The following is a 23,399-nucleotide window of genomic DNA, read 5'->3' on the forward strand; positions in this document are numbered from 1 at the left end:
AACGTACAGGAGGTTCAAGGCATGAAAGAGATTCACATCATCGGCGTGCCGTCCGACTACGGGCAGGGCCGGCGCGGCGTGGACATGGGCCCGAGCGCCATCCGCTACGCGGGGTTGAAGGAAAAGCTGGAGCGGCTTGGATACACCGTCAAAGACCTCGGGGACGTGCCGGTACCCACCCCGGAGACGCGGCGCATTGAGCACGAGAAGTTGAAGTACCTGTCCGAAGTGATCTCGGTGTGCGAGGCGCTGGCCGACAAGGTGCGCGAGGTGGTGGCGGCGGACCGCACACCGGTGGTGCTGGGCGGCGACCACAGCATCGCCATCGGCAGCCTCGCCGGTCTGGCCACGGCCGGGAAGAACTTTGGCCTTATCTGGTTCGACGCCCACGGCGACATGAACACGCACGAGACCACCCCGTCCGGCAACATCCACGGCATGCCGCTGGCCGCGAGTCTCGGCCTTGGGCACGAATCGCTGACACGGCTCGCGGGCGTGAGCCCGAAGGTCCAGGCGGACCGGGTGGTGCTGGTGGGAGCGCGATCGATTGACGGCGACGAGGCCAACCTGATTCGCCAATCCGGCATCCATGTGTTCACGATGGCCGAGATTGACCGCATGGGCATGGACGCGGTGATGCAAAGGGCGATTGAAATCGCCGGCGACGGTACAGACGGCATCCACCTCAGCCTCGACCTGGACGGGCTCGATCCGATGTTCGCCCCGGGTGTGGGCACGCCAGTGAACGGCGGTGTGACCTACCGGGAAGGCCACCTGGCGATGGAGCTGCTGGCGGCCTCCGGCAAGCTGCTGTCAGTGGACGTGGTGGAGGTCAACCCGATTCTCGACCACCGCAACCAGACCGGCCGCATGGCGGTGGAACTGGTGGAGTCCCTGTTTGGCAAACGGGTACTGTGACGCATTGTTCGGAGATGCGGCGTAGGCTGCGTCAGCCGGCGAATCGGCCGTCTGCAACGCCTGGAATGTCCACGGGCAGACGGCCCTCGGCCGGCGCACCGAATAATGCGGCAACGCCGGCCCGCACCATCCAGGGTGTATATTCGTACAAGGCCAATTCTCGCACTTGCTGCCTGGTCATGAGCCCACCCCTTACTCGCGCCTCTCGAGAACTTGGCGCAGGCGGCCTTGGGCAGCCGCCAACAAATCCTCCGCCTGCTCTCTGGGCACATGTTTCTCGTGCATCACAATCGCGGTCTTCACACTGCCTCCAGCGTCAGCCAAAAGCTTGGCGGCGTCCACGTACTCCAGCCCAGTGGCCAGCATAATAATACGCTTAGAGCGTTCCACCAGCTTTTCGTTGGTCGCCCGCAAGTCCACCATCAGGTTTTGATAAACCTTTCCCAGGCGCACCATCGTCGCCGTGCTGAGCATATTGAGAACCATCTTCTGCGCAGTGCCGGCCTTCATCCGAGTGGACCCCATCAACACCTCCGGTCCGGTGACAACCTCAATCGCCACTTGCGCATACCGGCTGGCGATGGCGTCCGGATTACAGCACAGCGAAATGCGGCCCGCGCCCACGCGCTCGGCGTATTGAAGGCCGCCGATGACATATGGGGTGCGGCCGCTCGCGGCAATCCCAACCAGTACATCCTGGTTGCTTAGGCCCAGCGATTGAAGATCCCGTTCCGCCCATTCCGGGTGATCCTCCGATTCCTCGACGGCTTCAAACATCGCCTGTCGCCCCCCAGCTATGACCGCCCATACCAACCCTTGGGGAGTGTTGAAGGTCGGCGGACATTCCGCTGCGTCCAACACAGCCAATCGGCCGCTGGTGCCGGCGCCGAGATAGATAAGGCGGCCGCCGCCGTGCATCCGTTCCACAATCAAGTCCACCGCCCGCGCAATCTGCGGCAGCGCCCGCTCCACAGCCAGCGGTACTTGTTTATCCGCTTCATTCATCAGACGCAGAATACCCAGCGTGGAATGCTCATCCAGGTCTCTATACCGTTCGCTCGCCTGCTCCGTCTGCAGCCGCGTCCAAATCGTGTCCATGCTCTCCACTCCCGTATGCCCCACCTGCTCTCTACAAGACTGCGGTGGCCAGCCATCTAGACAAAGGATGATTTCGTCATCTTCGTCGGTTGCCCCAAAGTGTAGAGGTAGAAGAAAACTACGGACACCAAGCAAAAAACTCATCGTGCACAGCACCTGGATGGCAGTTCCCAGTTCATCCCCAGGAATTAGACACGATATCTCCATCTCCGAAGTGATGACCATAATTATGACGATACCTGCATCACTCAGCGTGCGAAACATCTGACAAGCAATTCGTTGGTTGCTGAATACCCCCACACCGAGAAGCGAAACCTTGGCTACATTGTCTTGGCACTCGATTCTCGAATACCCTAAGCTATTCTTCATCCGCTTGAGGATGTCCACAACCTGTTCAAGGTCTTGCTGATTGACTAAAACCCTACCGCTTGATCACGGGTAAAATCACGGCGGACGGCCGCAGGGCGTCATGATACACCGTTTGCTCGGCGCATTCGACCCGCTCGGACAGGCCAAGCGCGTCCTCCGTATTGGGGTTCCTGTCGTACTTGGGGAACGCGCTGGACGCGACGTGTACTCGAATCCGATGGCCGGGCAGGAACACATGGCTGGTGTTCCAGCAGTCGATGGTCAGCCTCATCACCTCGCCAGGTTGCGTGAACACGGTCTTGTCCATCCCGTGACGGTACCGCACGCGCACCATCCCGTCACACAGGCGCTGCACATAACCGTTCGGCCACACGTCGTGCAACTGCGCCATAAAATCCGTGTCCGGCGCACTGGTTGCCGCATACAACTGCACGCAAACCGGCCCCGTGATTTCCAGCTCTTCATGGACCGGATCGCTCGTGTATACCAGCACATCCTCTCGTAGATGCACCTCGCGGTAGTCGTCCGGGCCGCCGATCTGTTCCGACGTTGGTTGGGTGAGAAACGGTACTGGATTCCGTGGATCATATAGATACTGATCCGCCGGCTCCTCCACACTCGGTTCCCGTGTCGACAGGGTTCCGTCTCCGAACGATCCGTTCGCATTCCCGCGGCTGTGGAAATACCAAGGGACGTACGCGGTGTCAGGTAGCGGCCAGGCAGAAGCGTCGCGCCACTCATTCTTGCCCATGAGAAAATAGCGCACAGGCGGCTCACGGTCGACTCCGTTGTCGATGCCCTTCAACCAGCGATCAAAAAACCGCAGTTCCAAGCCGAACAAGTCAATGACCGCCTCTGGCCCAAAGTCCACATCCCCGATTCGGGTCGATTCATTCACCTGATGCGGCCAGGGCCCCATGACAAGCCGCTGTGCGGCCCGCGCCCGCGCGCTCGGCGCGCGCGTCGTCATGCCCACAAAGTTGCGCAGCGTCCCCACCTGTTCGTCGTCGTACCAGCCTGAGACGTGCAACACAGGCAGGTCGATCTCGCCAAAACGCTGTTGGTAAGAAATTTCCTGCCACCACGCATCCAAAGTGGGATGCGCGAACTCTTCCCGCCATTGGGGAATCACCCGCCCAGCCGCCTTGTCCATCGTGTAGAGCGGAAGGTGCCAGTAGATGTTCTCCCAGTCGAGCGCGTGCGTGTTCTGCACCGTCCGTCCGCTGACCAGGAACAGCCAACACAGGTGGGAGGGGACAGGCGTCCCGGTGGGCCATTCGACAAACGCGTCCGACGGCGAGACCAGGGTAACCATGGCCTGGAGGTGGGGAGGGTGTTCCAAGGCGCAGAGCCACTGGCACTTGGCCAAATAGGACCCGCCGAGCGTCCCCACCCGTCCACTCGCGTACGGCTGGGCAGCCGCCCATTCGACCGTATCGTAGCCGTCCCTTCCCTCGTTGCGGTACGGTGTGAACACGCCTTCACTATCGCCCCTGCCACGCACGTCCACGTTGAGCACCGCATAACCGTGGCTGGCGAAGAAACGCGCCTGTTGAATCAGAGCCTGGGACTGGCGACCGTAGGGTGTGCGTACGACAATCGTCGGCATTCTATCCTCAGTGGTATCGGGCAAAAACAGATCCGCGGCCAATTGCATACCATCCCGCATGGGAATCGAGATCCCCCATCGTTCCGCCATCTTCTCACCCCTCCCACAGTCGTCCAGCGAACGGATCGAGCGCTCCCGTAAGGGATTCCAGAAAGGTCATTCCGGTTCTGGTTTCAATCTCTAGCGGCGACACCATAACAGCGTCGACCGACACATACCGTGCCCTGCCGTTCACCCGGTCCACGTAGCCGGCGAAACCGTGAATCACGTAGTGCTTACCGCCCTCCGCACCCAGGTACATCATGACGTGTCCCGGCATAAACAGCAGATCGCCTGCCGAGAGTCCTGCCAAGATGTCCATTCGAGCCGTGATGGACGCCTTTTGCGGAATGACAATCCGATTGGGCAGGGCGACCTCCTGCATGGCGGCGTCGCGCGGCAGCTGGACGCCCACGGTGCGATACACATCCATGACGAAGCTGGAACAGTCGTGCATGCCAAAGGCGCCGCCCCAACCATACCGCTCGCCGAGCAGTCGAAAGGCCACACGTACGATGCTCTCGCGTGTGAACGGAAGGTATCCGACCTGGGTCCTGCCGTTGTCACGAATCGACGCCATCATCGGGGTGAGTGTCCCTGCCTCGCTCCGGCACGGCCAGGCCACATGGATACTGCCAAACTCCCTTTCCGCGTCCCACAGCGGCAAAACCGCCGCGAACTCCACCGCCTTGTTGGAGACAGCAGGATGATATGGATTGGGCTGCGTAGCCACCCCGGTGTCCGCCACCACGAGCACGTGTTGCGGGTGAGCCCAGCGTTCAAACTCCGCCTGGGTCATATCGGCGACATCGTGATCCCGTACCCACCCGGCATAGGTGCGCGATATCACATAGCGCCACTCTCGGTCCCGGCTGAGTCCAAAACTCAGCAGCGGTTCAAAAGTGTGCAGTGTGGTATCCTGAAACTGGTCATCCACACGGTCCTCCGGCGTCCGAAACGCCTTTGCAGCCGTTGGAAAGCGACGAAGATCCGTCTGCCGGACCGCGACCCCGGGTATGCAAGCCAAGACGGACGCTGAGGCGTTGTCCTCCACTTCGGCCCAGAATCTATCGCCCAGAGGCTCGCCGGTCTCGTCAAACAGCGTCCTTGCATCTCGTTGGACCGGTGGAATGGGCCGGTCAAGCACCGGCGCAGCGAGCAGCGCCGTCAGGTCAGTCAATCCCTCGCTGAAGCAAGCCAGGGCTTGGTTGCATGCGTCGCGGTCGCCGCTGCCGTGGCTGTCCGAGGGAAGACGGTCAAGCCAGTATTCAGGACAGAGATGTTCATCGCGGACACCCCGGATGTATTCAGCCACCATGGACCCCTCCCATGTCAGAACGTCGTCGATGGCCAACCCTGTGAGAGAACGACAAACACCTCATGAAATTCTGTTTCAATCCATTCACTCATTCGATTAAATATATTATCATATCATTGATTTCATTGGTCAATTCACAATATACGTTCAACCCATTCTGTCTATTTGCCAGGAGGATAATCATGGACGCATCCTTTGGGGTCGAAGTCCTTCTGTCCAAACGAACTGATCTCCTTCGCGACAAGCAAATCGGAATTGTCTCCAACTACGCCACCACGGAGAGGCATTTCCGACCGACGATCAACCTGCTCATCGAAGTGACGGAATGGCGAGTGACGACCTTGTTGGCCCCCGAGCACGGCCTCATGGGCTGCGCGAAGGAGGGCGAGTTCGTTGAATCCCAAACTGATGCTCACAGCGGTCTCACAGCCTACAGTCTCTATGGGAAACACCAAAGGCCGACCCGAGAGATGCTGGCGAACGTGGATGTTCTCATCATCGACCTGGTGGATATCGGGGTGCGTTACTACACGAACATCGGCATCGCTGTCAATTGCCTGGAGGCCTGCGCGGAGCTGGGTCTTCCAGTGGTCGTGCTGGATACACCCAACCCTCTAAACGGAGTGACGCGGGAGGGAAACATTTTATCGGCGCCGTTCGTTTCCCTGGTCGGGAGACTGGCCATTTTCAAGACTTGGAGAAATTCAACGAGCATATTGTGCAGTTCTATCTCTACTAGAGACTGCGCCAACGTGGCGCGTTTCCCGACGCTGCTCTTCAGCCGCATATGACAATCTTACTGTGGCAGGTGACGTGAGGTGTGTATTCGCAGGGACAGGCTCACAGCTCTTGGCAGCCGTTTGCAGCAGGAAGTGGAATCATTTCGGATTCCCGGGGCAGTCGTTGCACTGGGGATTCGGCAAGAGATTGTTTATTACGAGACATTCGGATACGCAGAAAACCGCAACGGCACCGTCCGGAAGATGTCGCCAGACACCCTGTTTGACCTCGCTTCCCTGACAAAGGTTGTAGCCACGCTGCCATCGTTGCTCATGCTGATGGATGACGGGCGCCTGCGTCTCTCAGACAAGGTGGTGGACTTTATCCCCGAGTTTCCTGACCACGAAGTCTGTGTCCTACACCTGCTCACCCATACCTCAGGATTGCCCGCCTCTCGTCCCTACCATCGAATCTGCAAGACTCCAGATGACATCTGGCATCGGGTTCGGACAGAAACCCTGGAGTACCGACCAGGCACTCGCGTCGTTTACAGCGATGTCGGATTCATGCTGCTGGCCCAGATCATCCAAGTTGTGGGCGGTCAACCGATCGACGAATACGCCCGCCAGCACATCTTCCAACCGTTGAAGATGAATCGAACGATGTACTGCCCACCACGCGAGTTGCAAAACCTGTGTGCTGCAACCGAAGCGAGTCACGACGGACCGGCCAAAGTCGGCATAGTGCATGACGAGAACGCCGAGGCCATGGGCGGAATTTCTGGCCACGCTGGCCTGTTTGCCCCCATGACGGACCTCATCCGTTACGTCCAGATGTGGACGTCCCCCCAGTACGCCCTGCTGTCATCCGCAGTGCGTCGTGTGGCCGTCCGCTGTCACACCGCAGACCTGGACGGCCGTCGCGGCTTGGGCTGGGTGTGCCGAGGAGACAGATACGATCACATGGGCGATACGTGGCCGCAAACAGCCGTTGGGCACACCGGCTTTACCGGCACCAGCCTCGCGTTCGACCCGGAAACCGGCCTATGGATGATACTGCTCACCAATGACGTCCACTACGGAAGGGAAAACCGGACCATCGTGAGGCTGAGAAGCTTGTTGCACAACATAGTGGGCAGCGCCATGGTGCCTTGACGCACGCAACAGGGCGAAGGGTTGGCGGCCGATAGGCGTCGCCGTCCCGTCGTTCCCTGCCCAACGACAACCCTTCAGACGTCTCTCTGTTGGGCCGTAAGCGCCAATCGTCGCGCGATGTCAGCCTGACCCCTCACGGCGGCGTGGGAACCCTCGCTTGCCGCCTGCCATAGGCGAATGGCGCGCAGAACCGAGCCTGCGGCCGGCGCACGCCGCAAGACGGAGCACACACCCCCTCCAGGCAACAATCGGACAAGCCGCTCCCGAAGGACATCGGTTCGCGTGAACAGGCTGCCGGCAAGCACCACGTTCCTCGGTGTATCTGGGGGCAGTTTTTGCCACACCGCTTCAATCAAGTGCTGATGATCCACCACAGCGGCGTCCGTGATCGCTTGGGCGACCGGATCGGCATGAGCGTGGGCAGCCTCAAGCACGACCCGAGCAAAGGCGGCCACCGTGGCCACCGGCTGGGTGGATTCGTAAACACGCGAAATCAGGTCCGAGGCCTCGCGTACACGGAACCACCGCTGAGCCATATCCCACAGGATGGTCTTGGGCCCCCGCCCTTCGAAGGCCTGAATGGCAGCCATCAGGCCCTTGCGGCCCATGTCGAAGCCACTGCCTTCGTCGCCTATCAGGCTGCCAAAACCGCCTGCGCGCACGACGGTCCCGTCCGCCGTCTCCCCGAGCGCGATTGACCCTGTCCCGGCAATCAAAACCGTGCCAGGGCGGCCTTCGGTACCCGCAGCGAGAGCAGCCAAACCATCGTTCACAACCTCCAGCTTGGCTGGCTCAAGTTGCTCCTGCATGGCTGCGCGAATACGCTCCGCCTGATGGGGCCTGTCGACGCCTGCCAAGGCCAGCGAAACGGAATCCGGCTGAGGCAGACTCTCTTTATGTGGCTGAAGCTTTCGCAGCACCTCCGCGATGAGCTGGGTAATGACCTCCACACTTGTCTCAAGCCCCACCCCCTGCGGGTTGCACCCTGCACCGACGGCCGTCGCCACAACGGACGTATCGGTGTCCACGGCCATGACCTCGGTTTTGCTGCCACCGCCGTCCACCCCGACGAATATGGCCATTCCGGGTTCACCCCCCCGAGCCGGATCGCTTTTATTTTGACACTTCGGCAAAATGCCGCTACACTCATAGTAACTCGTTTCATGATTTATCGGCAATGCTTTGAAACAAAAGTTCAGTGATGAACTCAGCGGAAAAGCGTCGCGTTGTCTGCGGGAGGCAGTCATCCTATGTACATTCCCGGTGGAGGGCTCGTGCGGCTGAGGGAATCGCTCAGCTCCCTGGCTGAATCGGAAGCACGTATCGCAGAATACATCCTTTCCCATCCCTCCGAGTTTCTGCACCTGACCGTGCAGGAACTGGCGCAACGCAGCGGTGGGAGCACAGCGGCTGCGGTGCGTCTTTGGAAATCCTTGGGCTTCGATGGGTATCAGGACTTCAAGCTGCGGGTCGCCAGCGACCTGCAGTCGCATATGCATGAACCATACCGTGAATTAACCATCGGCGACTCGTTTGCATCCATCGTCCAGTCGGTGCACGACAGTCACATCGCATCCATCCAGAACACCTTGCGGCTGCTCAAAGAGAATGACCTGCATGCTGCGGCGGATGTGCTGATGAAGTCGCGCCACATCCTGTGTTACGGCGTCGGTGCGTCCAGCATGGTAGCCGCAGACCTGGCCCAGAAACTGACGCGCATCGGGCTTTGGGCGCAAGCGGCGTGCGATTTTCACACGGCCGCGGTCACCGCCGCCGCGTTGCGCCCCGGCGATGTGCTCGTGGCCATCTCTGACTCGGGGAAGACCTCGGATGTGGTGGAAGTGGCACAGGCCGCCGCCGGAGCGGGCGCCCACATCATTGCCATTACGCGCTTTGGCGACACGCCGCTGAGCCAAATCGCCCATACCCGCCTGTACGTGAACGCCGTGGAACCTCAGCCGCGAGTCGCCGCCACCGCTTCCCGCATGGCAGCCTTGGTCGTAGTGGATACGTTGTTCATCTATCTCGTCAACCAGCACCAGAATGAAATCTATCCGGTTCTGGAAGCCACCCGCCAGGCGGTGCAGTCGCACCGATTGTCCTAATTCAAAGCAAGCGCACGGCGCGTTGCCGTGCGCTTGGCGTGTGCGTCAACTCGACGACACAGGCGGATGATACCGATGCAGGCGTTCGCCTCACGCATCGGCCGACGGTGAATCCGAATGTGGAGATCCCGTCTGCAAACCGGATCGGGAACCCTTCACCAGATGCCACAGTCCGTAGAGAAGACTCAACATAACCAACCAGAGAACCCCGAACACAATCGCCGCGTGAAACGGTCCAGTAAACCACATGCTGACAAACACGGCCAGGAGCATGAGCAGCCCGAACACAGGAAGGTACGGGTAGCCGGCCATTCGAATGGGCAACCTGCGACTCACCTGCCGCGCCCAGGCCCGGCGGAAAAATAGATGGGTGAGCAAGATGATGAACCAGGTAATCAACGCCCCAAACAGGGCCAACCCCATCAATATCGTGTAAGCGACGCTGGACGTGTTGAGCGTTAAGAGCGCCGCCAGCACGACACCGAACGCCGAAACGGCCAGTGAGGCTGCCGGCACTCCGCGCCGCGTCAGGCGGCCAAACAGCTTGGGCGCGTAGCCACCGCGCGCCAGGGAAAACATCATGCGCGTGGTGGCGTACAACTGCGCATTCATGGCCGAGAGCGCCGCCGTCAGAACGACGAAGTTCATCACGCCGGCGGCACCTGGGATGCGCAGGATCTGCATCACCTTTACGAATGGGCTTTCGTCCGTTCCCGCCTGCTGCCAGGGCACCACCATCAGCATGATGGCGATGGCCAGCACGTAGAACAAGACCAGCCGCACCACCGTCCAGCGGAACGCCTTGGGCACCGCCCGCTCGGGGTCTTTGGCTTCACCGGCGGTGATGGCGACCACCTCAAAGCCGATGAAACTAAACAGGGCGACAAACCCGCCAACCCACGTCCCCCACGCCCCATGCGGGAAAAATCCGCCATGATTGACGTAGTTGGCGAGGCCGGTACCCGGCACGCCCAGGCCGAAGACGACGTAAGCTCCGACAAGAATGAACAGGATAATCGCGGCCACTTTGATCATCGAGAACCAGAACTCGAACACGCCAAACAAACGCACACTGTACGCATTCGCGGCCAAAAGCAAGGCCCCGAACAAACCAATCCACAACAGTCCGGGCGAGTCGGGGAACCAGTACTTCATATAGATGGAAATCGCCGTCACTTCGCCGCCGACGGCCACCGCGTTGGCCGCCCAGTACGAATATCGGATGATAAAGCCTGCCCATGGGTGCAGATACTGTTCAGCAAACATCCCAAACGATCCGACGGTCGGATGAGCGACGCTCATCTCAGCCAGGCATCCCATCAGCACAAAGATCACACAGGCGCCAATCAGGTAACTGATGATAATGCTCGGCCCCGCACTCCCAATGGCCGATCCGCTGCCCAAAAACAGCCCGGTGCCGATGGCACTGCCCAGCGCAATCATCGATAGTTGCCCCGTCCCAAGACCGCGCCGCAAACCCTGCTCGCGCGCCTCGAACGGATTTTCCGCACCCTGGCCGGGTGCGGATGGATGCGCATTTGTCGCCATTCACAATTCCTCCTGCTCCGCTCATCTCGGCTCATAAATAGCTTACCGTGCTATCGTACCATCCGAGCGGGCCAAAAGGCACCTGACGACTCTACCAGTTTCTTCAATGGCACCCATGCCTCAATTTGACCCGGGGCAGCCGAGGCGTCGGGAAATCTCCCGCGTTGCGTTCAACAATTGTTGCTTGGCGTCTTCGAGCACGGGGCCTCGAAACTGAACGGCCGGCCCAATAATGCCAACCACGGCGGCGAGTTGGCTGTTGGCGTCAAAAACCGGCGCGGCGACGCCGCTGACGCCCATGGTGGTCTCGTCTACGTCGACAAACCAGCCATCCTGCCGAATCTGCTGAATTCGCTGCCGGATGGCGCCGACGTCCGTCATGGTCTTTTCCGTCCAGGCCGGCAAAGGTTGGCGCAGAATGCGCTCCCTATCCGCTTCTGGCAGATAAGCCAGCATGACTTGCCCCACGACGCCGAACGGGATGCGGCGACGCTGCCCGAATAAGGATGAATACTTGAGCCCTTGTGCATTTTCGCGACGAAATACGTAGACCATTTCATCGCCTTCGCGCACCACCATCAACACCGTTTGCGCCACGCGCGCCTGCAGCTCGACCAGCACGTCTTCCGCCTCACGGCTGACGTCGAAGGTGGCCGACAGGACACCCGCAAACTCCAGCAATCCAAGCCCCAAGCTGTAGCGGGCGGTAGCCGGGTTATACCGAATCAACCCACGCCGTTCGAGCGTGTACAAAATCCGGTATGCCGTGGCTTTCGGCAGCTTCGTAGCTTCCATCACTTCGTCAATGGTCATCTGCGGGCGTTCCACTGTAAAAGCCAGCAGGACGTCCACAGCACGATCCAAAACGCGAATCGGATTTAACTGAAGCTCGCGCATGTTCTCTGTCCTCGATAGGTTTGTCTTGGAAAGGGCACTCATGAGTCCGAGTGACTCCTGAACACACCATGAACATACCACGGAGAACAGGCCAGCTCCAACGGAGCCAGCCCGAAAAGCGCTTTCAAAGCAACGAATCAGAGTGGTTGCTGCTCGGCGGACACATTGGCTGCCGCCGTTTCCAAAGACCGCATACGCATGCCAAGGGTGGCAAGACCGGCGATGAGTGCGGGAACGGCGGCGACAAGAAAGATGGTCTGCAGGCTGGCGTGCGCCGCTATCAAGGAACCGCCAATCAGCGGGCCCACAATGGAGCCGATGCGACCGATACCCAACGCCCAGCCGACCCCTGTGGATCGCACCGAGGTCAGGTAGATGCTCGCTGCCAAGGCGTTGATCCCAAACTGAGTCCCCACGACGAGCAGTCCGGAAATGAATACCATCGTCATCACACTAGCGAGCGTGTGCATGGCGCCCGTCACTGCGAGAGACACGGTTCCCACCAAGAAAGCGACGGCCAATACAGCGCGAATGCTTTTCCTGTCTCCCAAACTGCCGATGAGAATCCCGCCAACCACTCCGCCACCCTGCAGCATGACGACGCCGATGATGGCTTTATCCAATGGCAGACCGGCGTCCTCCAACAAAGTGGGCATCCAGTTGCTGACGAAGTAGATGATCATCAAGTTCATGAAGAAGACAATCCACAAAAGCACGGTGTTCACAGCGTAGCCAGGGCGAAACAGATGCTTGACCGGTATGCCCGGCTGCGGAGGCTCCGAGAGATAAAACGTCACCCGGTCAGCCACCGCCACGGACGGAGAGATCCGCGACAAGATGCGAGCGATTTTGGGAGATTCCGCATGCTTGGTCACCAGGAAACGAATCGACTCAGGGAGAGCGCACGCACTCAATAAAGCGATGGCCATGGGTATGATGCCGCCCAGATAGAACAGCGACTGCCAACCTAAAGCCGGGATCATCGACGTCGCCAGCAGTCCGCCAACCACAGCCCCGACCGGCAAGCCACAGAACATGGCGGAGATCATCGACTTACGGACGCGCTCGGGCGAATATTCGGCAGTCAAAGAGATAATGTTCGGCATGGAACCGCCGAGACCCAGTCCCGTGAGAAAGCGGAAAACCATCAACTCACTGGTGTTGTGAGACAACACGGTCAGCAGGCTGAAGACGCCAAACGCCAGCGACGAGTACGTTACCACCATTTTGCGCCCCGCCCGGTCCGCAATCGGGCCGGAAATGAGCGCCCCCAGCATGAGTCCGAGGAGGCCAATGGAGAACACCGGCGCCATGGCCGACTCGGCCAGTCCCCATTGCTTGGAGAGAACCGGCGCGACAAATGAGATGGCCTGTAGATCGTATCCGTCAAGCATGGCGACAATCGCGCACACAACAATGATGAAGACCTGAAAGCCGCTGATAGGACTGTTGTCGATCACCTCAGATACATTGACTCGATCCGTCTGCCTCATCGACATCCCCCTTCCAACTCGCATCTATGGCATCGCAACACCAGTCAAGGCCCGGGCATCCGGGCGGCCTCACGCGCCGCATCCGCATGCGTCCGTACCCGGCCGCCCAAAACCGTCCAAAGTACAAGCCCGCTGTTCTCAGCTCACCTGGCGCTTCGGCGGAGTGCCAATCCCCTGCTCCCGCACCGCCTGCAGCAGCGTCGAGCGCAACAGCCACTGCCGAGCGCGCACAGGGTCCGCCGCTTCCGCGGCCATCTCCTGCTGCAACTGCAGCCGGCGCACCGGGTCCTTTTCGGTGAGGACATTGGTGTTGCGCTCGCTGATTTGACGCACATAAGCCAACGCCACCTGGCGGCGGACCTCGGAGTACGTCTCCAGTTCTTCGACGATCCGGTCGAAATCCCGGTACTCGGCGATGCGCAGGAACCGGCGCCCGAGGTCCACCGCGTCGTGAATGCCGCTGTTGAGCCCCAGTCCCCCAAGCGGACTGTTGACATGCGCGGCATCCCCCAGCAGGATGACGCGACCGTCGTAAAAGCGCTCCGAGACTCGTTGGTGCACGCGGTAAATCATGCGTTCCACAATCGGGAAGCGGTCTTCAGTGCCCAGCGCCTGCTGCATGGAGGCCTGAATCGGCTCCTCAGCCAGGGCCGCTTCATCCGACACCTCGGGTGGCACCGGATACAGCAACCGCCAGGCCTCCGGCACGCGGAGAATGAAGAGGAATTGGTCCGGATTGGAAATGTAGTTCACATAAGCGATGTCAGGAAGATATTGGTTGAATGAGACGGGGGTGCCGATGAGCAGGAAACGCTGCTCAAGGGTATACCCGGAAAACGCGAACCCGAGCCGTTTGCGCACGCTGCTGCGGGCGCCGTCCGCGCCGAGCAAAAACGAGGCGCGGATTTCCTCCCGCCCGCTCGGCGTGTCCACCTGAACCGTCACGCCGTCGCCGTCCTGGGTGAAATCGACCACCTCCGCGTTGAACCGGATGTCAGCCGACGGACGCTGCTGCAGGCGTTCGTAGACCACCTGCACGTAGGTCGACTGCGGGCACTGCAGCCGAAACGGGTATCGGGTCTCATCGCGGATGAGAGAACAGTCGAACTCCGCGAACAGCCCGCGCACGCGATCCCGGTACTGCACCGTTTCAGCCTTCAGCCCGCGCGAGACCAGTGCCTCCGACAACCCGGTGGGTTCCAGCAGTTCGAGGGTGGCCGCGTGGAACGTGGATGCGCGCCACTCCTTACTTGGGGTTGAACCTTTCTCCAGAACGGTCACGGGTATGCCCTGGGAAGTGAGAATCTCCGCCACCGTCAGCCCGACGGGGCCGGCGCCGACAATCACCACAGGATGGTTGAACAATCGGATCACCCGTTTCTGTGTGAATTTCTCCAAAACCGGACACCATAACTTGTTACTTCTGGTTCACATCATGAACAGACAAGAACATAAGAGACTCCCACCCGCGAGGACGCGGGGCAGGCTTCTTTACCGAGCGGACGGCACGTCGTCCGGCAGGAGCGGCACAAAAGTCTCCCGCACCTCCTGATGCCCGTCACCCGCCGTCAACATCTCCTCACGCTCAAAGTCGAACGCCTCCATGATGGGCAGGTCATTGACCGAGAACAGGTAAGCGGGTTCACTGCCGGTGTTGACATGTTCGTGCCAAGCCCAGGTCGGGACCACGAAGAAGTCTCCGGCCTGCCACTCAAAGCGGACGCCGTTGATCACGGTATACCCCTGCCCCCGGTAGGCGCAGTACACGGTGCTGTGGACGTGGCGGTGCGCCTTGCCGGCAAACCCGGGGGGCAGACACTGCATGCGCGCGCCGATGCGGCCGTCGGCATCGCCGCCTGTGGCGGGATTGATGTATTCCACGGCGTAGGCGTCACACGCGTCGGGAGGCAGGGCGGCCATGCGCTGCAGCGCCTGCTCGGTCGGCTGCCAGCGATAGGCGGTCAGTGGCGAGCGTTTCCGATTCCGATCCGAAATCGGACGCACCATGCCGCCTCCGTAACGGAGCACGCTGTAGTTGTCCGGCACCTCTAGCGACTGCTGCGCCTGGTCAAGGAACTCCGTGAAGCACACGCCCAGATACAGGGTGAACGGCGTGTCCAGGCAGTCCATCCACAGGACCGTCTCGTTGCCCGGGTTCATGTGGTCATGCCAACTGCCCCCCGGGGTGATGAGATAGTCGCCGGGCGCAAAGTGCAGACGTTCGCCATCCACCGTCCCCATCGCCCCGTGTCCTTCGAGGACAAACCGCAGGGCCGACGTGGTATGGCGGTGCGCCGGGGCCACTTCGCCGGGCCGGACCGCCTGCACGGCGACGTACAGGGTCTGGGTGGCGCCGCCCCACCCCACCGGCTCCAGGGCCTGCATGCCCGGGTTGATGAGGAACACCGCCCGGCGCTCGGCGTCCTTGCCGACCTGCAGCCGCCGTCCCGCCTCTTCCAGGTAGTGCCGAATCAACTGCGATTTCCAGAGATACGGGACGGGACGAGACACCGGCTCCACCGTGTTCAGCTGCTGGATGGATGCCCACAACGGGCCGAGATGGGCCTTGGCCATCTCCGCGTGCAGGCTTTGCAGTTCGTCCACAACCGCTCCTCCTTTCGTTTCCACGCCACCATCACGGACTCACCGCTCCTGGCTCCGCTCCGCCTCCACAGCGACCGAAAACTCCCCAATGCGCTCAATCTGGATGCGCACGGTGTCCCCCGGTTGTATCGGCCCCACGCCTTCCGGCGTGCCGGTGGTCAGGATGTCGCCCGGTTCCAGCGTCATCACGCTGCTGGCCAAAGCAAAAAATTGGTAGCTGTCGTAGATTAGGTCGCTCGTGTTCGCGTCTTGCCGCAGGTCATCGTTCACCCACAGGCGCAGGTCCAATTGATGAGGATTTTCGACCTCATCGGCGGTCACCAGCCAGGGCCCAATTGGGGTGAAGGTATCGAACGATTTGCGCATCGGGCGGTCTTCCATGCCCCGCATCGTGATGTCCATGAGGGCGAAGTAGGCGAAGATGTACTTGTGCGCGTCGGCGGCCGAGACATGGCGCGCCCGACGGCCGACGACAAACGCCAACTCGGCCTCGTGGTCAAATCGCCGATCCGCGTGGGGAAGCTGCACCGCGTCCCCCGGCCCAATAATGGAAGAAGGCGCTTTCAAAAAGAAGCCAAGTTTTTCAATCGTGTGCTCGGCGTTGTTGAACTGACGGTTCATTTCGTCCTGGTGGCGGTAGTAGTTCACCGGGGCCGCGACAATCTTGCTCGGCGCCGGCACCGGTGGGCGCAGCCGGACTTGCGCAAGCGGCTGGGACGGGGCTTCGGCAAACCCCTGCAGCCGAGAGGAAACCTGGTCATAGGACGCCATCAGGCGCACTAACGACTCCTGCGGCTTCTCCGCCCGCCAGTTCACCCACGCCCCCACGTCATAGACGCGGCCTTCGCTCACAACACCGAGTTGATAGTCGTTGAACAAGGCAAGCTTCATGCATCCACCTCCGATGTAATTCACATTGTGAATTTATAGATTCACTTTATGAATCCAGTCTACAGGAACACCACTCCGTCCGTCAATCCGATCTCCCCACAGCCGTCGATCCGCCCCTCTGCGCGGCTTCTACCAGTCCTTGAAACAATGCGAGAAACTCGGATTGTTCCTGCCACAGGTTTTCCGGGTGCCACTGCACACCGAGCAGAAACGGTGCGTCAGGGTGCTCCACCGCCTCTATCAGCCCCTCCTCGTCCCACGCCACGGCGCGCAGCCCTAAGCCCACGTCCTTGACGGCCTGGTGGTGGAACGAGTTCGTCCAGACGCTCGTGCGCCGGCCCAGCAGGCGGTAGAGATGGCTGTGCGGATCGATCAAAACCCTGTGGCTGCGGTGGGCGCGCGGGGCGTGCTGCATATGCTGTATCCGCCCCGGCCACTGCCGCCCGAGGTCCTGGTAGAGCGCGCCGCCAAAAGCCACGACGAGCACCTGGACGCCCCGGCAAATCCCGAGCACCGGTTTGCCCGCATCCACCATCGCGGCCAAGAGGTGAAGTTCCAGCAGGTCACGCTCCGGGACCACGGTGCCCAGGCCCCGCTCCGGCGCTTCCCCGTACAGGGCGGGGTCCGGATCTTCCCCGCCGGCCAACAACAGTCCGTCCATCCTCTGCGCCAGCTGTTGGACGGTGTCCCCATCGCGCACGTAGGGAACCACGAGCGGCAGGCCGCCGGCCGTCTCCACCGCGCAGGCGTAATCGTCCGCGGAGACGAGGGCCGGGAGCGAGGCCCCCGCCCCCACGGCAATCTGATGCCTGCTGCCGGTGACGCCAATCAGCGGCCGCCACCCGGTGTGCGACGAGAGGGACCCACGGAAGCTGGGCATACGCCATCCCCCCGCTGCCGAATTGGATTTCCGACCATCGGATGAACTACTCGGCCTGCCAGCTGTCCAGGTACCGGCGCTGCGCGGGGGTCAGTTCGTCCATTTGGACACCCCACGCCTCAAGCCGCAGGCGAGCCACCTGTTCATCCATCTCCCTCGGCAGGTTATGCAGGCCGGGCGGGTAGTGCCCCTCCACCACCGCGCGCAAGGCCAGGGCCTGCAGAGCGAAGGTGAGGTCCATGACCTCCGCCGGATGGCCGTCGCCCGAGGCCAAGTTGACCAGCCGACCTTCGGCCAGCAGGTACAGCCGCCGCCCGTCGGCCAGTTGGTACTCCTCCACATTGCGCCGGACGGTGCGCACACCGACGGCCAGACTGGCCAGGTCCGGCTTGTTGATCTCGACGTCGAAATGGCCGGCGTTCGCGAGCACCGCCCCGTCCTTCATGACCTCGAACGCCTCCTTAGTGATGCAATCCCGATCTCCGGTCACGGTAATGAAAAAGTCACCCTGCTTGGCCGCTTCGACTACCGGCATGACAGAAAACCCGTCCATCACCGCCTCCAGCGCCTTAATGGGGTCCACCTCGCAGACAATCACGCGGGCGCCGAGGCCCTTCGCGCGCATCGCTACACCCTTTCCGCACCAGCCGTAGCCGACCACCACCGCCGTCTTTCCAGCCACCACGAGATTGGTGGTGCGCATGATGCCGTCCCACACTGACTGACCGGTGCCGTAACGGTTGTCGAACAGGTACTTGCAGTACGCGTCGTTGACGGCCATCATCGGGAACCGCAGCGCGCCCTGGCGCTCCATGGCGCGCAGGCGCAGGACGCCGGTCGTGGTCTCCTCGCAGCCGCCGATGATCTCCCGCGTCTGATCCGGCCGCTCACGATGCAAGGTGGCTACCAGATCCCCGCCATCGTCGATGATGGCCTGCGGGTGAAAGTCGAGCAGCTGCTGCAGGTGCTGATGGTACTCCTCGGCCGTGGCCCCGTGCCAGGCGAACGCCGTGACGCCGCGGTCCACCAGCGCCGCGACCACGTCATCCTGGGTGGACAGGGGATTGCTCGCCGCCACGGCCACCTCGGCGCCGCCCGTCTGGATGGTCAGCGCGAGGTACGCAGTCTTGGCCTCCAGGTGCAGGCAGATGGCCACCCGCTTGCCGGCAAACGGCCGGTCCTCTTGAAACTGCTGGCGCAGCCGGTTGAGCACCGGCATGTGAGCGGACACCCAGTCTATCTTGAGCGCACCCTCCGGAGCCAGTGAAATGTCGCGAATGGAGGATTGTCCGATGGGATTCATCCAGTTTCTCCCCTTCCGGGCCTTGCGGCTGGGATGTTCCGTGCAGAAAATTAGGCGCGTATCCCGTGCGGATCGCCTGAACCCATGATAGTGGCTGAGGAACGACAAGGAAAGCACTCCGGCCCACCACGTTGACGGACGGTGGAGGTTTCGGGGAAAATAGGCAAGCAAAGGAGGGTGTCGGATACATGAACCTGGAAGACCTGCGCGAGGTGGTCTTGACCCGTCGCAACATCAAAGTCTTTAAGCCGGATCCGGTCGACGAATCGCTCGTCCTCTCGCTGATGGAGATTGCCAAATTTGCGCCCAACCACCGCATGACCCAGCCGTGGCACATCGTCTTTATCGGCCCACAGACGCGCCGCCAGTTGAACCACAAGGCCGACTTCGGCGGGGCGCCGTTGGTTGTCGCCATCCTTTCGGAAGGCGCCGCAAAGGACGAGGATAGAGTGGAACAGATTGTCGCCACCTCGTGCTTCATACAAAACTTCTTGCTGCTCGCGCACACCGTGGGGCTGGGCGCGCGCTGGACGTCCATTGGCGCGCAGCCGCAAAACCGCGCCTTGCTCCAGGTGCCGGAAGGATACGATGTGCTGGGTATCCTCGGTATCGGGTACCCGGCGGAGGTCCCGCACGCCAAGGACAGGACCCCGATTGTGGACAAGGTGCGACATATGCCGTGAGCGCCCTGCGGCCGCGAAGACTGCTGGATGGTCGGCCCGAACCTGGGGCACGGGGCACACGGCGTGTGTATCGGCGAAACATGCGGCCCCGTGTCGGCTTTGGGTTTGTGCGCCAAGACGGAGAGGGCGCGCTGGCCCCCAAAAAGCGCGTGGCCAGGTGGATGACCTACCTGGCCACGCGCTTCGCCATTTCCCGAGAACAAAGCCTGCGGAATTAAAAATCAACAAGTCCAAGACTAATCTGCAGAGCTTCGTTCACCCGTTTCATCATGGCTTCGTCGAGGTGCGTGATCTTGTCCGTCAAACGCTGCTTGTCTATCGTCCGCAACTGTTCCAAGAGCACGACGGAGTCCCTGTCCAGCCCGTACCGATCCGCCGAAATCTCGACATGGGTCGGCAACTTGGCCTTTTGAATCTGGGCTGTGATGGCTGCGACGATGACGGTGGGGCTGAATCGGTTGCCGATGTCGTTCTGAATCACCAACACGGGCCGGAAACCACCTTGTTCCGAGCCCACAACCGGCGACAGATCCGCAAAAAAAATGTCGCCCCGCTTGACGCCCTCCGCGCGTTTGACGTTCAACCAGTTACACCCCGCTCACGAGTCGCTCGACGGTACCTCCCGCTTCCTGTTCGAGTGGAAACGCCTCCGACGCCAGGCGCAGATTGAGATGCGCCATTTCCATGTACCCTTGCTGCATGAGCGTCCGGATATCGCGCTTGTACTGTTCCGCCAGGTACATCTGCATTGCCTCGCGGATGACCTCGCTCCGGTTGGTGCGCGCTCGTTCTGCGATGCCATCCACTTGCTCAAGCAAGTTCTGTGGAACATAGACTACGATGCGCTTAGTTTCCGACACGCACGGCACCTCCACTACACTGCGTTGCAACTACCATATCCAACCGCTATTATACGTTATTCAATTTCCCCGAGTCCAATGTACAGGCGGGGCACGCGCGCGGATACAGCACACAAGAGTTCATAAGAAATGGTGCCAGCGAGACGCGCCAGTTCATCTGCCGGCAACACCGGCAAGCACGCGCCCTTGGCGGCGGCAAACCCTGTTTCCATCAGGGACTGTCGCTCCCCGGGCTGGGCGTTCAGCACCGTCTCCGCGTTCCACGCGTCCGGAGCGGCGCGCCCGAACAGCGTCACGCAGTCCCCCGCCCGCACCTCGGGCACATCCGTCACATCCAGCATCAGCTGGTCCATGCACACATTGCCGACAACCGGGACCCTGCACCCGCGCACCAGTGCGTGCGCCCGGTTCGACAGCACCCGGTGATACCCATCCGCGTAGCCGACGGGCAAAGTGGCAATACGAGTGGCCCTGCGGGCGGTGAAGGTGGCGCCGTAGCCAACCGTCTCTCCTGGGGAAATCTCCTCCACCCGCGTGATGAAGCTGTACACGTGCATCGCAGGCTGCAGCGCAAAGGGCAGGCTGTAATCCCCACTGGCCGGGTAACCGTAGGCGCTGATGCCCACACGCACCATGTCGAAGTGCCAATCCGGCCGCCGCACGGTGGCCGCGCTGTTGGCGGCGTGGACGAGCGGCGGCTCCAGACCGGCCGCGCGCAGCGCATCCAGGACGTCCCGAAAGCGGCGAATCTGCATCTCACTGTGCTCCAGCGAGGCGGCGTCGGCGCAGGCCAGATGAGTAAACACGCCGGCCCACTCAAGCTGCGGCTGCTCCTCAATCCAACGCGCCAGACGCACCACGTCCTCGGGACATCGCAATCCCAGGCGGGTCATTCCGGTATCGACCTTGATGTGGACCTGCAGTGGGGATTCACACGGGGGAACGCGGCTAGGGGATGGCCCGTCGGCCATCGTTACCGCCACGTGGTGACGGGCCGCCAGCGGAAACGCGGTCACGGGAATCGGCCCCAACACGAGAACCGGAGCTTTAATGCCCGCCCTCCGCAGCTCCAGGGCCTCCTCCAGCGACGCGACACCCAAGTCCGTGGCTCCGCCGGCGAGCGCAGCCCTTGCCGCCACCTCCGCCCCGTGCCCGTAGCCGTTGGCTTTGACCGCAACCAAAAGTCGGACACCGTTGGCCAGACAAGCCCGCAAATGCGCCACATTGTCCCGAATAGCGAGCGGATCGACAATCGCAAAAGTCCCTCTGTACACACCGGGCGCCTCCTCGTTTGTCCCCATTCTAGCAATTTCCACCTCGGCACGAAAAAGAACGGCCGCGATGCTGGGAGCAAACCCTGACGCACCGCCCGCCGCCAACCTCACATGTGCTGAAGCATTCGGTGAGAAAGCATCGTTGTTGCGCCGCCGTTCCTGGACGGCTTGACAATCCGCCCGGCATCGGCGGGCTCTGCGATGGCCGCGCCCTGGTCCTCCGCCTGAAGGACGAACCACTCGGCGACCATGTCACGCGGGAAAAATCGAACCGCAATGAAGTCGGGCGGAGACATCCCGCCCGATTTTCGTATCTGCATGCAATTGCCTACTGTTGTTGCATCCGGAGACTTTCAATTTTCTCTCGACTGAACCCGGTCGCCTTGGCAATGACGTCCACGTCGATACCCTCAGCCAGCAAGTTGCGCGCCACTTCCTTGGCCTTCCTTTCCGCCCCTTCCTTGAGGCCTTCTTGGCGGCCTTTTTTGAGACCCTCTTGACGACCTTCTTTACGGCCTTCTTCGCGTCCCTCTTGGAAACCGGCCATAAGCCCTGCCTGATGGCCTTTTTCCCATGCCTCTTGCTCAATCTCCTGCACGAGCTCGCGAACCACGTCGGTCATCCTCATCATCTCCTTCAGGAGCTGTTTCTGCCCGTCCGTCAGGCTGCGTCCGCTCAGACCGAGAATCAACGCAGTCACATAGTTTTGTTCCGCCTGATCGACAATTTGCCGCGTCAACTCCAGAACTTCCACAAACGCTTCGTCTCGCGACCTCTTCTCAAACTGCATGTGAAACGCAAACGCTAAACGAATTCGGTCCTGCTCCGACCACTCACCACGCGCCAGATGCTCCTTCACAGCATCCAGGGCATCGTCCCCATTGAGACGATTCAGAAACAGATTCTCAACACGGTACTGGACACTCCCCAAATCCAGCATGTCCATCCCGGAATGTACATTGCCGGTATACAGTATGACCGTCCGAATCTTTCGATGAAAACGTTGGGCCAAGGCCACATCATAGGCCAGAAAACGATTGAGTGTACGTTCACGGCTCGATTGAAACTCCAAATGCAATATTTCACCGGTGCATAACTCAAAAACGATATCCGTGAACTGCTGGCGTATCACGACCTCGTACAATTCTGTGGGCAAAGCACGCAAAACGGGAGCGTGCCGGATGCCAATGACGTCCAGAACCCCGTCCGGGCAAGCGCCGGTCAGATGCTTGGCCAACACATCGTTGGCGTTACGGACACTCTTCACCGCTTCACCCGCCTGTCGCCAGTATAGTCCAGAATTCGAGCCCTGTCACCAGACCACAATGCCCGCCACCAAGACACCTAACCTGTCCACGACCGTAAAGCTCGACCCACTGCCCAGACACGTGGCGGCATGCCGAGCAGAGCCAGCACCAGATTCATTCCACACCCTGCCTTTCATCTATCGAACATACGTTCGTCTCCATGATTCATGATTATAGCAGGTGGAGGCCGCTGTGGCCAGGCATGGTAGGCACGGGTGACCCCATCGCCGTGAGTCGACACGGTCTGGGGCAACCTGCGTCTGCACCGGCAGGGGATCTATACCGGCTGAGAATCGGCGGGGTAGTGAAGGCGCCGCCACAACCAAATG

At 61.0% G+C, this 23,399-nt stretch carries 24 protein-coding genes and 1 pseudogene; 6 read left to right on the top strand and 19 right to left on the bottom strand.

The features are described 5' to 3' along the window. The first annotated feature begins 21 nt into the window (after window positions 1-21). On the top strand, window positions 22-918 hold the full coding sequence (rocF, locus tag ASH01S_RS06810) for an arginase (RefSeq protein ID WP_067925550.1): 897 nt from the start codon (window positions 22-24) through the stop codon (window positions 916-918). Between the two features lie 31 nt (window positions 919-949). Here rocF and ASH01S_RS18460 read toward each other — a convergent pair whose 3' ends face one another. The 5 genes and pseudogenes from ASH01S_RS18460 to ASH01S_RS06825 form a co-directional block, all read right to left on the bottom strand. Beyond that, the gene (locus tag ASH01S_RS18460) at window positions 950-1,099 is read right to left on the bottom strand and encodes a hypothetical protein (RefSeq protein ID WP_157067031.1); all 150 of its coding nucleotides are present in this window, start codon (window positions 1,097-1,099) and stop codon (window positions 950-952) included. 11 nt (window positions 1,100-1,110) lie between these two features. After that, window positions 1,111-2,016 carry an N-acetylmuramic acid 6-phosphate etherase gene (murQ, locus tag ASH01S_RS06815; protein WP_067925553.1) on the bottom strand — a complete coding sequence of 302 codons (906 nt, stop codon included), beginning with the start codon at window positions 2,014-2,016 and terminating at the stop codon, window positions 1,111-1,113. A gap of 159 nt (window positions 2,017-2,175) precedes the next feature. Continuing rightward, window positions 2,176-2,385, bottom strand: a pseudogene (locus ASH01S_RS19655) (ACT domain-containing protein); the annotation flags it as partial. Window positions 2,386-2,437: 52 nt separating this feature from the next. Continuing rightward, window positions 2,438-4,084: a CocE/NonD family hydrolase gene (locus tag ASH01S_RS06820; RefSeq protein ID WP_067925556.1), complete on the bottom strand. Its 1,647-nt coding sequence runs from the start codon at window positions 4,082-4,084 to the stop codon at window positions 2,438-2,440. A 4-nt stretch (window positions 4,085-4,088) separates the two neighbouring features. After that, window positions 4,089-5,348, bottom strand: coding sequence for a C40 family peptidase (locus tag ASH01S_RS06825; RefSeq protein WP_169794193.1), 1,260 nt, complete (start codon window positions 5,346-5,348; stop codon window positions 4,089-4,091). Window positions 5,349-5,533: 185 nt separating this feature from the next. Here ASH01S_RS06825 and ASH01S_RS06830 point away from each other — a divergent pair, with 185 nt between their 5' ends. Both ASH01S_RS06830 and ASH01S_RS06835 read left to right on the top strand, forming a co-directional pair. Then, window positions 5,534-6,142 carry an exo-beta-N-acetylmuramidase NamZ domain-containing protein gene (locus ASH01S_RS06830; RefSeq protein ID WP_067925563.1) on the top strand — a complete coding sequence of 203 codons (609 nt, stop codon included), beginning with the start codon at window positions 5,534-5,536 and terminating at the stop codon, window positions 6,140-6,142. 27 nt (window positions 6,143-6,169) lie between these two features. Then, window positions 6,170-7,225: a serine hydrolase domain-containing protein gene (locus tag ASH01S_RS06835; protein ID WP_067925567.1), complete on the top strand. Its 1,056-nt coding sequence runs from the start codon at window positions 6,170-6,172 to the stop codon at window positions 7,223-7,225. 74 nt (window positions 7,226-7,299) lie between these two features. Here ASH01S_RS06835 and ASH01S_RS06840 read toward each other — a convergent pair whose 3' ends face one another. Next, a complete protein-coding gene (locus tag ASH01S_RS06840) occupies window positions 7,300-8,307 on the bottom strand; it encodes an N-acetylglucosamine kinase (protein ID WP_067925570.1) in 1,008 nt (335 codons plus the stop codon). 168 nt (window positions 8,308-8,475) lie between these two features. Here ASH01S_RS06840 and ASH01S_RS06845 point away from each other — a divergent pair, with 168 nt between their 5' ends. Further along, window positions 8,476-9,330: a MurR/RpiR family transcriptional regulator gene (locus tag ASH01S_RS06845; RefSeq protein WP_067925573.1), complete on the top strand. Its 855-nt coding sequence runs from the start codon at window positions 8,476-8,478 to the stop codon at window positions 9,328-9,330. 90 nt (window positions 9,331-9,420) lie between these two features. Here ASH01S_RS06845 and ASH01S_RS06850 read toward each other — a convergent pair whose 3' ends face one another. From ASH01S_RS06850 to ASH01S_RS06885, 8 genes are all read right to left on the bottom strand, one after another. Further along, window positions 9,421-10,878 (bottom strand): amino acid permease, encoded by a 1,458-nt coding sequence (locus tag ASH01S_RS06850; RefSeq protein WP_067925575.1) that lies wholly within the window; start codon window positions 10,876-10,878, stop codon window positions 9,421-9,423. A gap of 120 nt (window positions 10,879-10,998) precedes the next feature. Next, window positions 10,999-11,775 (bottom strand): IclR family transcriptional regulator, encoded by a 777-nt coding sequence (locus ASH01S_RS06855; RefSeq protein ID WP_067925578.1) that lies wholly within the window; start codon window positions 11,773-11,775, stop codon window positions 10,999-11,001. A gap of 137 nt (window positions 11,776-11,912) precedes the next feature. Beyond that, complete coding sequence (locus tag ASH01S_RS06860) at window positions 11,913-13,268, bottom strand: MFS transporter (RefSeq protein ID WP_067925581.1); 1,356 nt, start codon at window positions 13,266-13,268, stop codon at window positions 11,913-11,915. A 138-nt stretch (window positions 13,269-13,406) separates the two neighbouring features. Continuing rightward, complete coding sequence (locus ASH01S_RS06865) at window positions 13,407-14,666, bottom strand: FAD-dependent oxidoreductase (RefSeq protein WP_067925584.1); 1,260 nt, start codon at window positions 14,664-14,666, stop codon at window positions 13,407-13,409. A gap of 93 nt (window positions 14,667-14,759) precedes the next feature. After that, window positions 14,760-15,872: a cupin domain-containing protein gene (locus tag ASH01S_RS06870; protein WP_245628963.1), complete on the bottom strand. Its 1,113-nt coding sequence runs from the start codon at window positions 15,870-15,872 to the stop codon at window positions 14,760-14,762. A gap of 39 nt (window positions 15,873-15,911) precedes the next feature. Beyond that, complete coding sequence (locus tag ASH01S_RS06875; protein WP_067925587.1) at window positions 15,912-16,763, bottom strand: fumarylacetoacetate hydrolase family protein; 852 nt, start codon at window positions 16,761-16,763, stop codon at window positions 15,912-15,914. 82 nt (window positions 16,764-16,845) lie between these two features. Then, complete coding sequence (locus ASH01S_RS06880; protein WP_067925590.1) at window positions 16,846-17,643, bottom strand: gamma-glutamyl-gamma-aminobutyrate hydrolase family protein; 798 nt, start codon at window positions 17,641-17,643, stop codon at window positions 16,846-16,848. A gap of 46 nt (window positions 17,644-17,689) precedes the next feature. Continuing rightward, window positions 17,690-18,946, bottom strand: coding sequence for an adenosylhomocysteinase (locus ASH01S_RS06885; RefSeq protein WP_067925594.1), 1,257 nt, complete (start codon window positions 18,944-18,946; stop codon window positions 17,690-17,692). A 188-nt stretch (window positions 18,947-19,134) separates the two neighbouring features. Between ASH01S_RS06885 and ASH01S_RS06890 the strand changes: the two genes are divergently transcribed. Continuing rightward, a complete protein-coding gene (locus ASH01S_RS06890) occupies window positions 19,135-19,629 on the top strand; it encodes a nitroreductase family protein (RefSeq protein WP_067925597.1) in 495 nt (164 codons plus the stop codon). 65 nt (window positions 19,630-19,694) lie between these two features. Then, entirely contained in the window at window positions 19,695-19,847 is a 153-nt protein-coding gene (locus ASH01S_RS18465) for a hypothetical protein (RefSeq protein WP_157067033.1), read from the top strand. On the opposite strand, the gene ASH01S_RS06895 is transcribed toward ASH01S_RS18465, so the two are convergent. The 5 genes from ASH01S_RS06895 to ASH01S_RS06915 all read right to left on the bottom strand — a co-directional run bounded on the left by ASH01S_RS06895 (window position 19,844) and on the right by ASH01S_RS06915 (window position 23,030). Then, window positions 19,844-20,212, bottom strand: coding sequence for a type II toxin-antitoxin system PemK/MazF family toxin (locus tag ASH01S_RS06895; protein ID WP_067925600.1), 369 nt, complete (start codon window positions 20,210-20,212; stop codon window positions 19,844-19,846). The two genes, ASH01S_RS18465 and ASH01S_RS06895, sit on opposite strands and share 4 nt — an antisense overlap. A 4-nt stretch (window positions 20,213-20,216) precedes the next feature. Further along, window positions 20,217-20,489, bottom strand: a complete 273-nt coding sequence (locus tag ASH01S_RS06900) for a CopG family ribbon-helix-helix protein (protein WP_067925602.1) — start codon at window positions 20,487-20,489, stop codon at window positions 20,217-20,219. 56 nt (window positions 20,490-20,545) lie between these two features. After that, on the bottom strand, window positions 20,546-21,763 hold the full coding sequence (gene alr / locus ASH01S_RS06905) for an alanine racemase (protein ID WP_169794194.1): 1,218 nt from the start codon (window positions 21,761-21,763) through the stop codon (window positions 20,546-20,548). A 107-nt stretch (window positions 21,764-21,870) separates the two neighbouring features. Further along, the gene (locus ASH01S_RS06910) at window positions 21,871-22,083 is read right to left on the bottom strand and encodes a hypothetical protein (RefSeq protein WP_067925608.1); all 213 of its coding nucleotides are present in this window, start codon (window positions 22,081-22,083) and stop codon (window positions 21,871-21,873) included. 8 nt (window positions 22,084-22,091) lie between these two features. Next, entirely contained in the window at window positions 22,092-23,030 is a 939-nt protein-coding gene (locus ASH01S_RS06915) for an Rpn/YhgA-type helix-turn-helix domain-containing protein (protein WP_067925610.1), read from the bottom strand. Between the last annotated feature and the right edge of the window lie 369 nt (window positions 23,031-23,399).

It is taken from the genome of Alicyclobacillus shizuokensis NBRC 103103, from assembly GCF_001552255.1.
Classification (GTDB): Bacteria; Bacillota; Bacilli; order Alicyclobacillales; family Alicyclobacillaceae; genus Alicyclobacillus_G; species Alicyclobacillus_G shizuokensis.

Coding starts and splice junctions, on each gene's coding strand:
- ASH01S_RS06880 (WP_067925590.1), bottom strand. CDS start 17,643: ATGCCCAGCTTCCGTGGGTCCCTCTCGTCGCACACCGGGTGGCGGCCG.
- rocF (WP_067925550.1), top strand. CDS start 22: ATGAAAGAGATTCACATCATCGGCGTGCCGTCCGACTACGGGCAGGGC.
- murQ (WP_067925553.1), bottom strand. CDS start 2,016: ATGGACACGATTTGGACGCGGCTGCAGACGGAGCAGGCGAGCGAACGG.
- ASH01S_RS18460 (WP_157067031.1), bottom strand. CDS start 1,099: ATGACCAGGCAGCAAGTGCGAGAATTGGCCTTGTACGAATATACACCC.
- ASH01S_RS06850 (WP_067925575.1), bottom strand. CDS start 10,878: ATGGCGACAAATGCGCATCCATCCGCACCCGGCCAGGGTGCGGAAAAT.
- ASH01S_RS06845 (WP_067925573.1), top strand. CDS start 8,476: ATGTACATTCCCGGTGGAGGGCTCGTGCGGCTGAGGGAATCGCTCAGC.
- ASH01S_RS06860 (WP_067925581.1), bottom strand. CDS start 13,268: ATGAGGCAGACGGATCGAGTCAATGTATCTGAGGTGATCGACAACAGT.
- ASH01S_RS06910 (WP_067925608.1), bottom strand. CDS start 22,083: ATGCAGATACGAAAATCGGGCGGGATGTCTCCGCCCGACTTCATTGCG.
- ASH01S_RS06875 (WP_067925587.1), bottom strand. CDS start 16,763: ATGAAGCTTGCCTTGTTCAACGACTATCAACTCGGTGTTGTGAGCGAA.
- ASH01S_RS06890 (WP_067925597.1), top strand. CDS start 19,135: ATGAACCTGGAAGACCTGCGCGAGGTGGTCTTGACCCGTCGCAACATC.
- ASH01S_RS06840 (WP_067925570.1), bottom strand. CDS start 8,307: ATGGCCATATTCGTCGGGGTGGACGGCGGTGGCAGCAAAACCGAGGTC.
- ASH01S_RS06820 (WP_067925556.1), bottom strand. CDS start 4,084: ATGGCGGAACGATGGGGGATCTCGATTCCCATGCGGGATGGTATGCAA.
- ASH01S_RS06830 (WP_067925563.1), top strand. CDS start 5,534: ATGGACGCATCCTTTGGGGTCGAAGTCCTTCTGTCCAAACGAACTGAT.
- ASH01S_RS06855 (WP_067925578.1), bottom strand. CDS start 11,775: ATGCGCGAGCTTCAGTTAAATCCGATTCGCGTTTTGGATCGTGCTGTG.
- ASH01S_RS06885 (WP_067925594.1), bottom strand. CDS start 18,946: ATGAATCCCATCGGACAATCCTCCATTCGCGACATTTCACTGGCTCCG.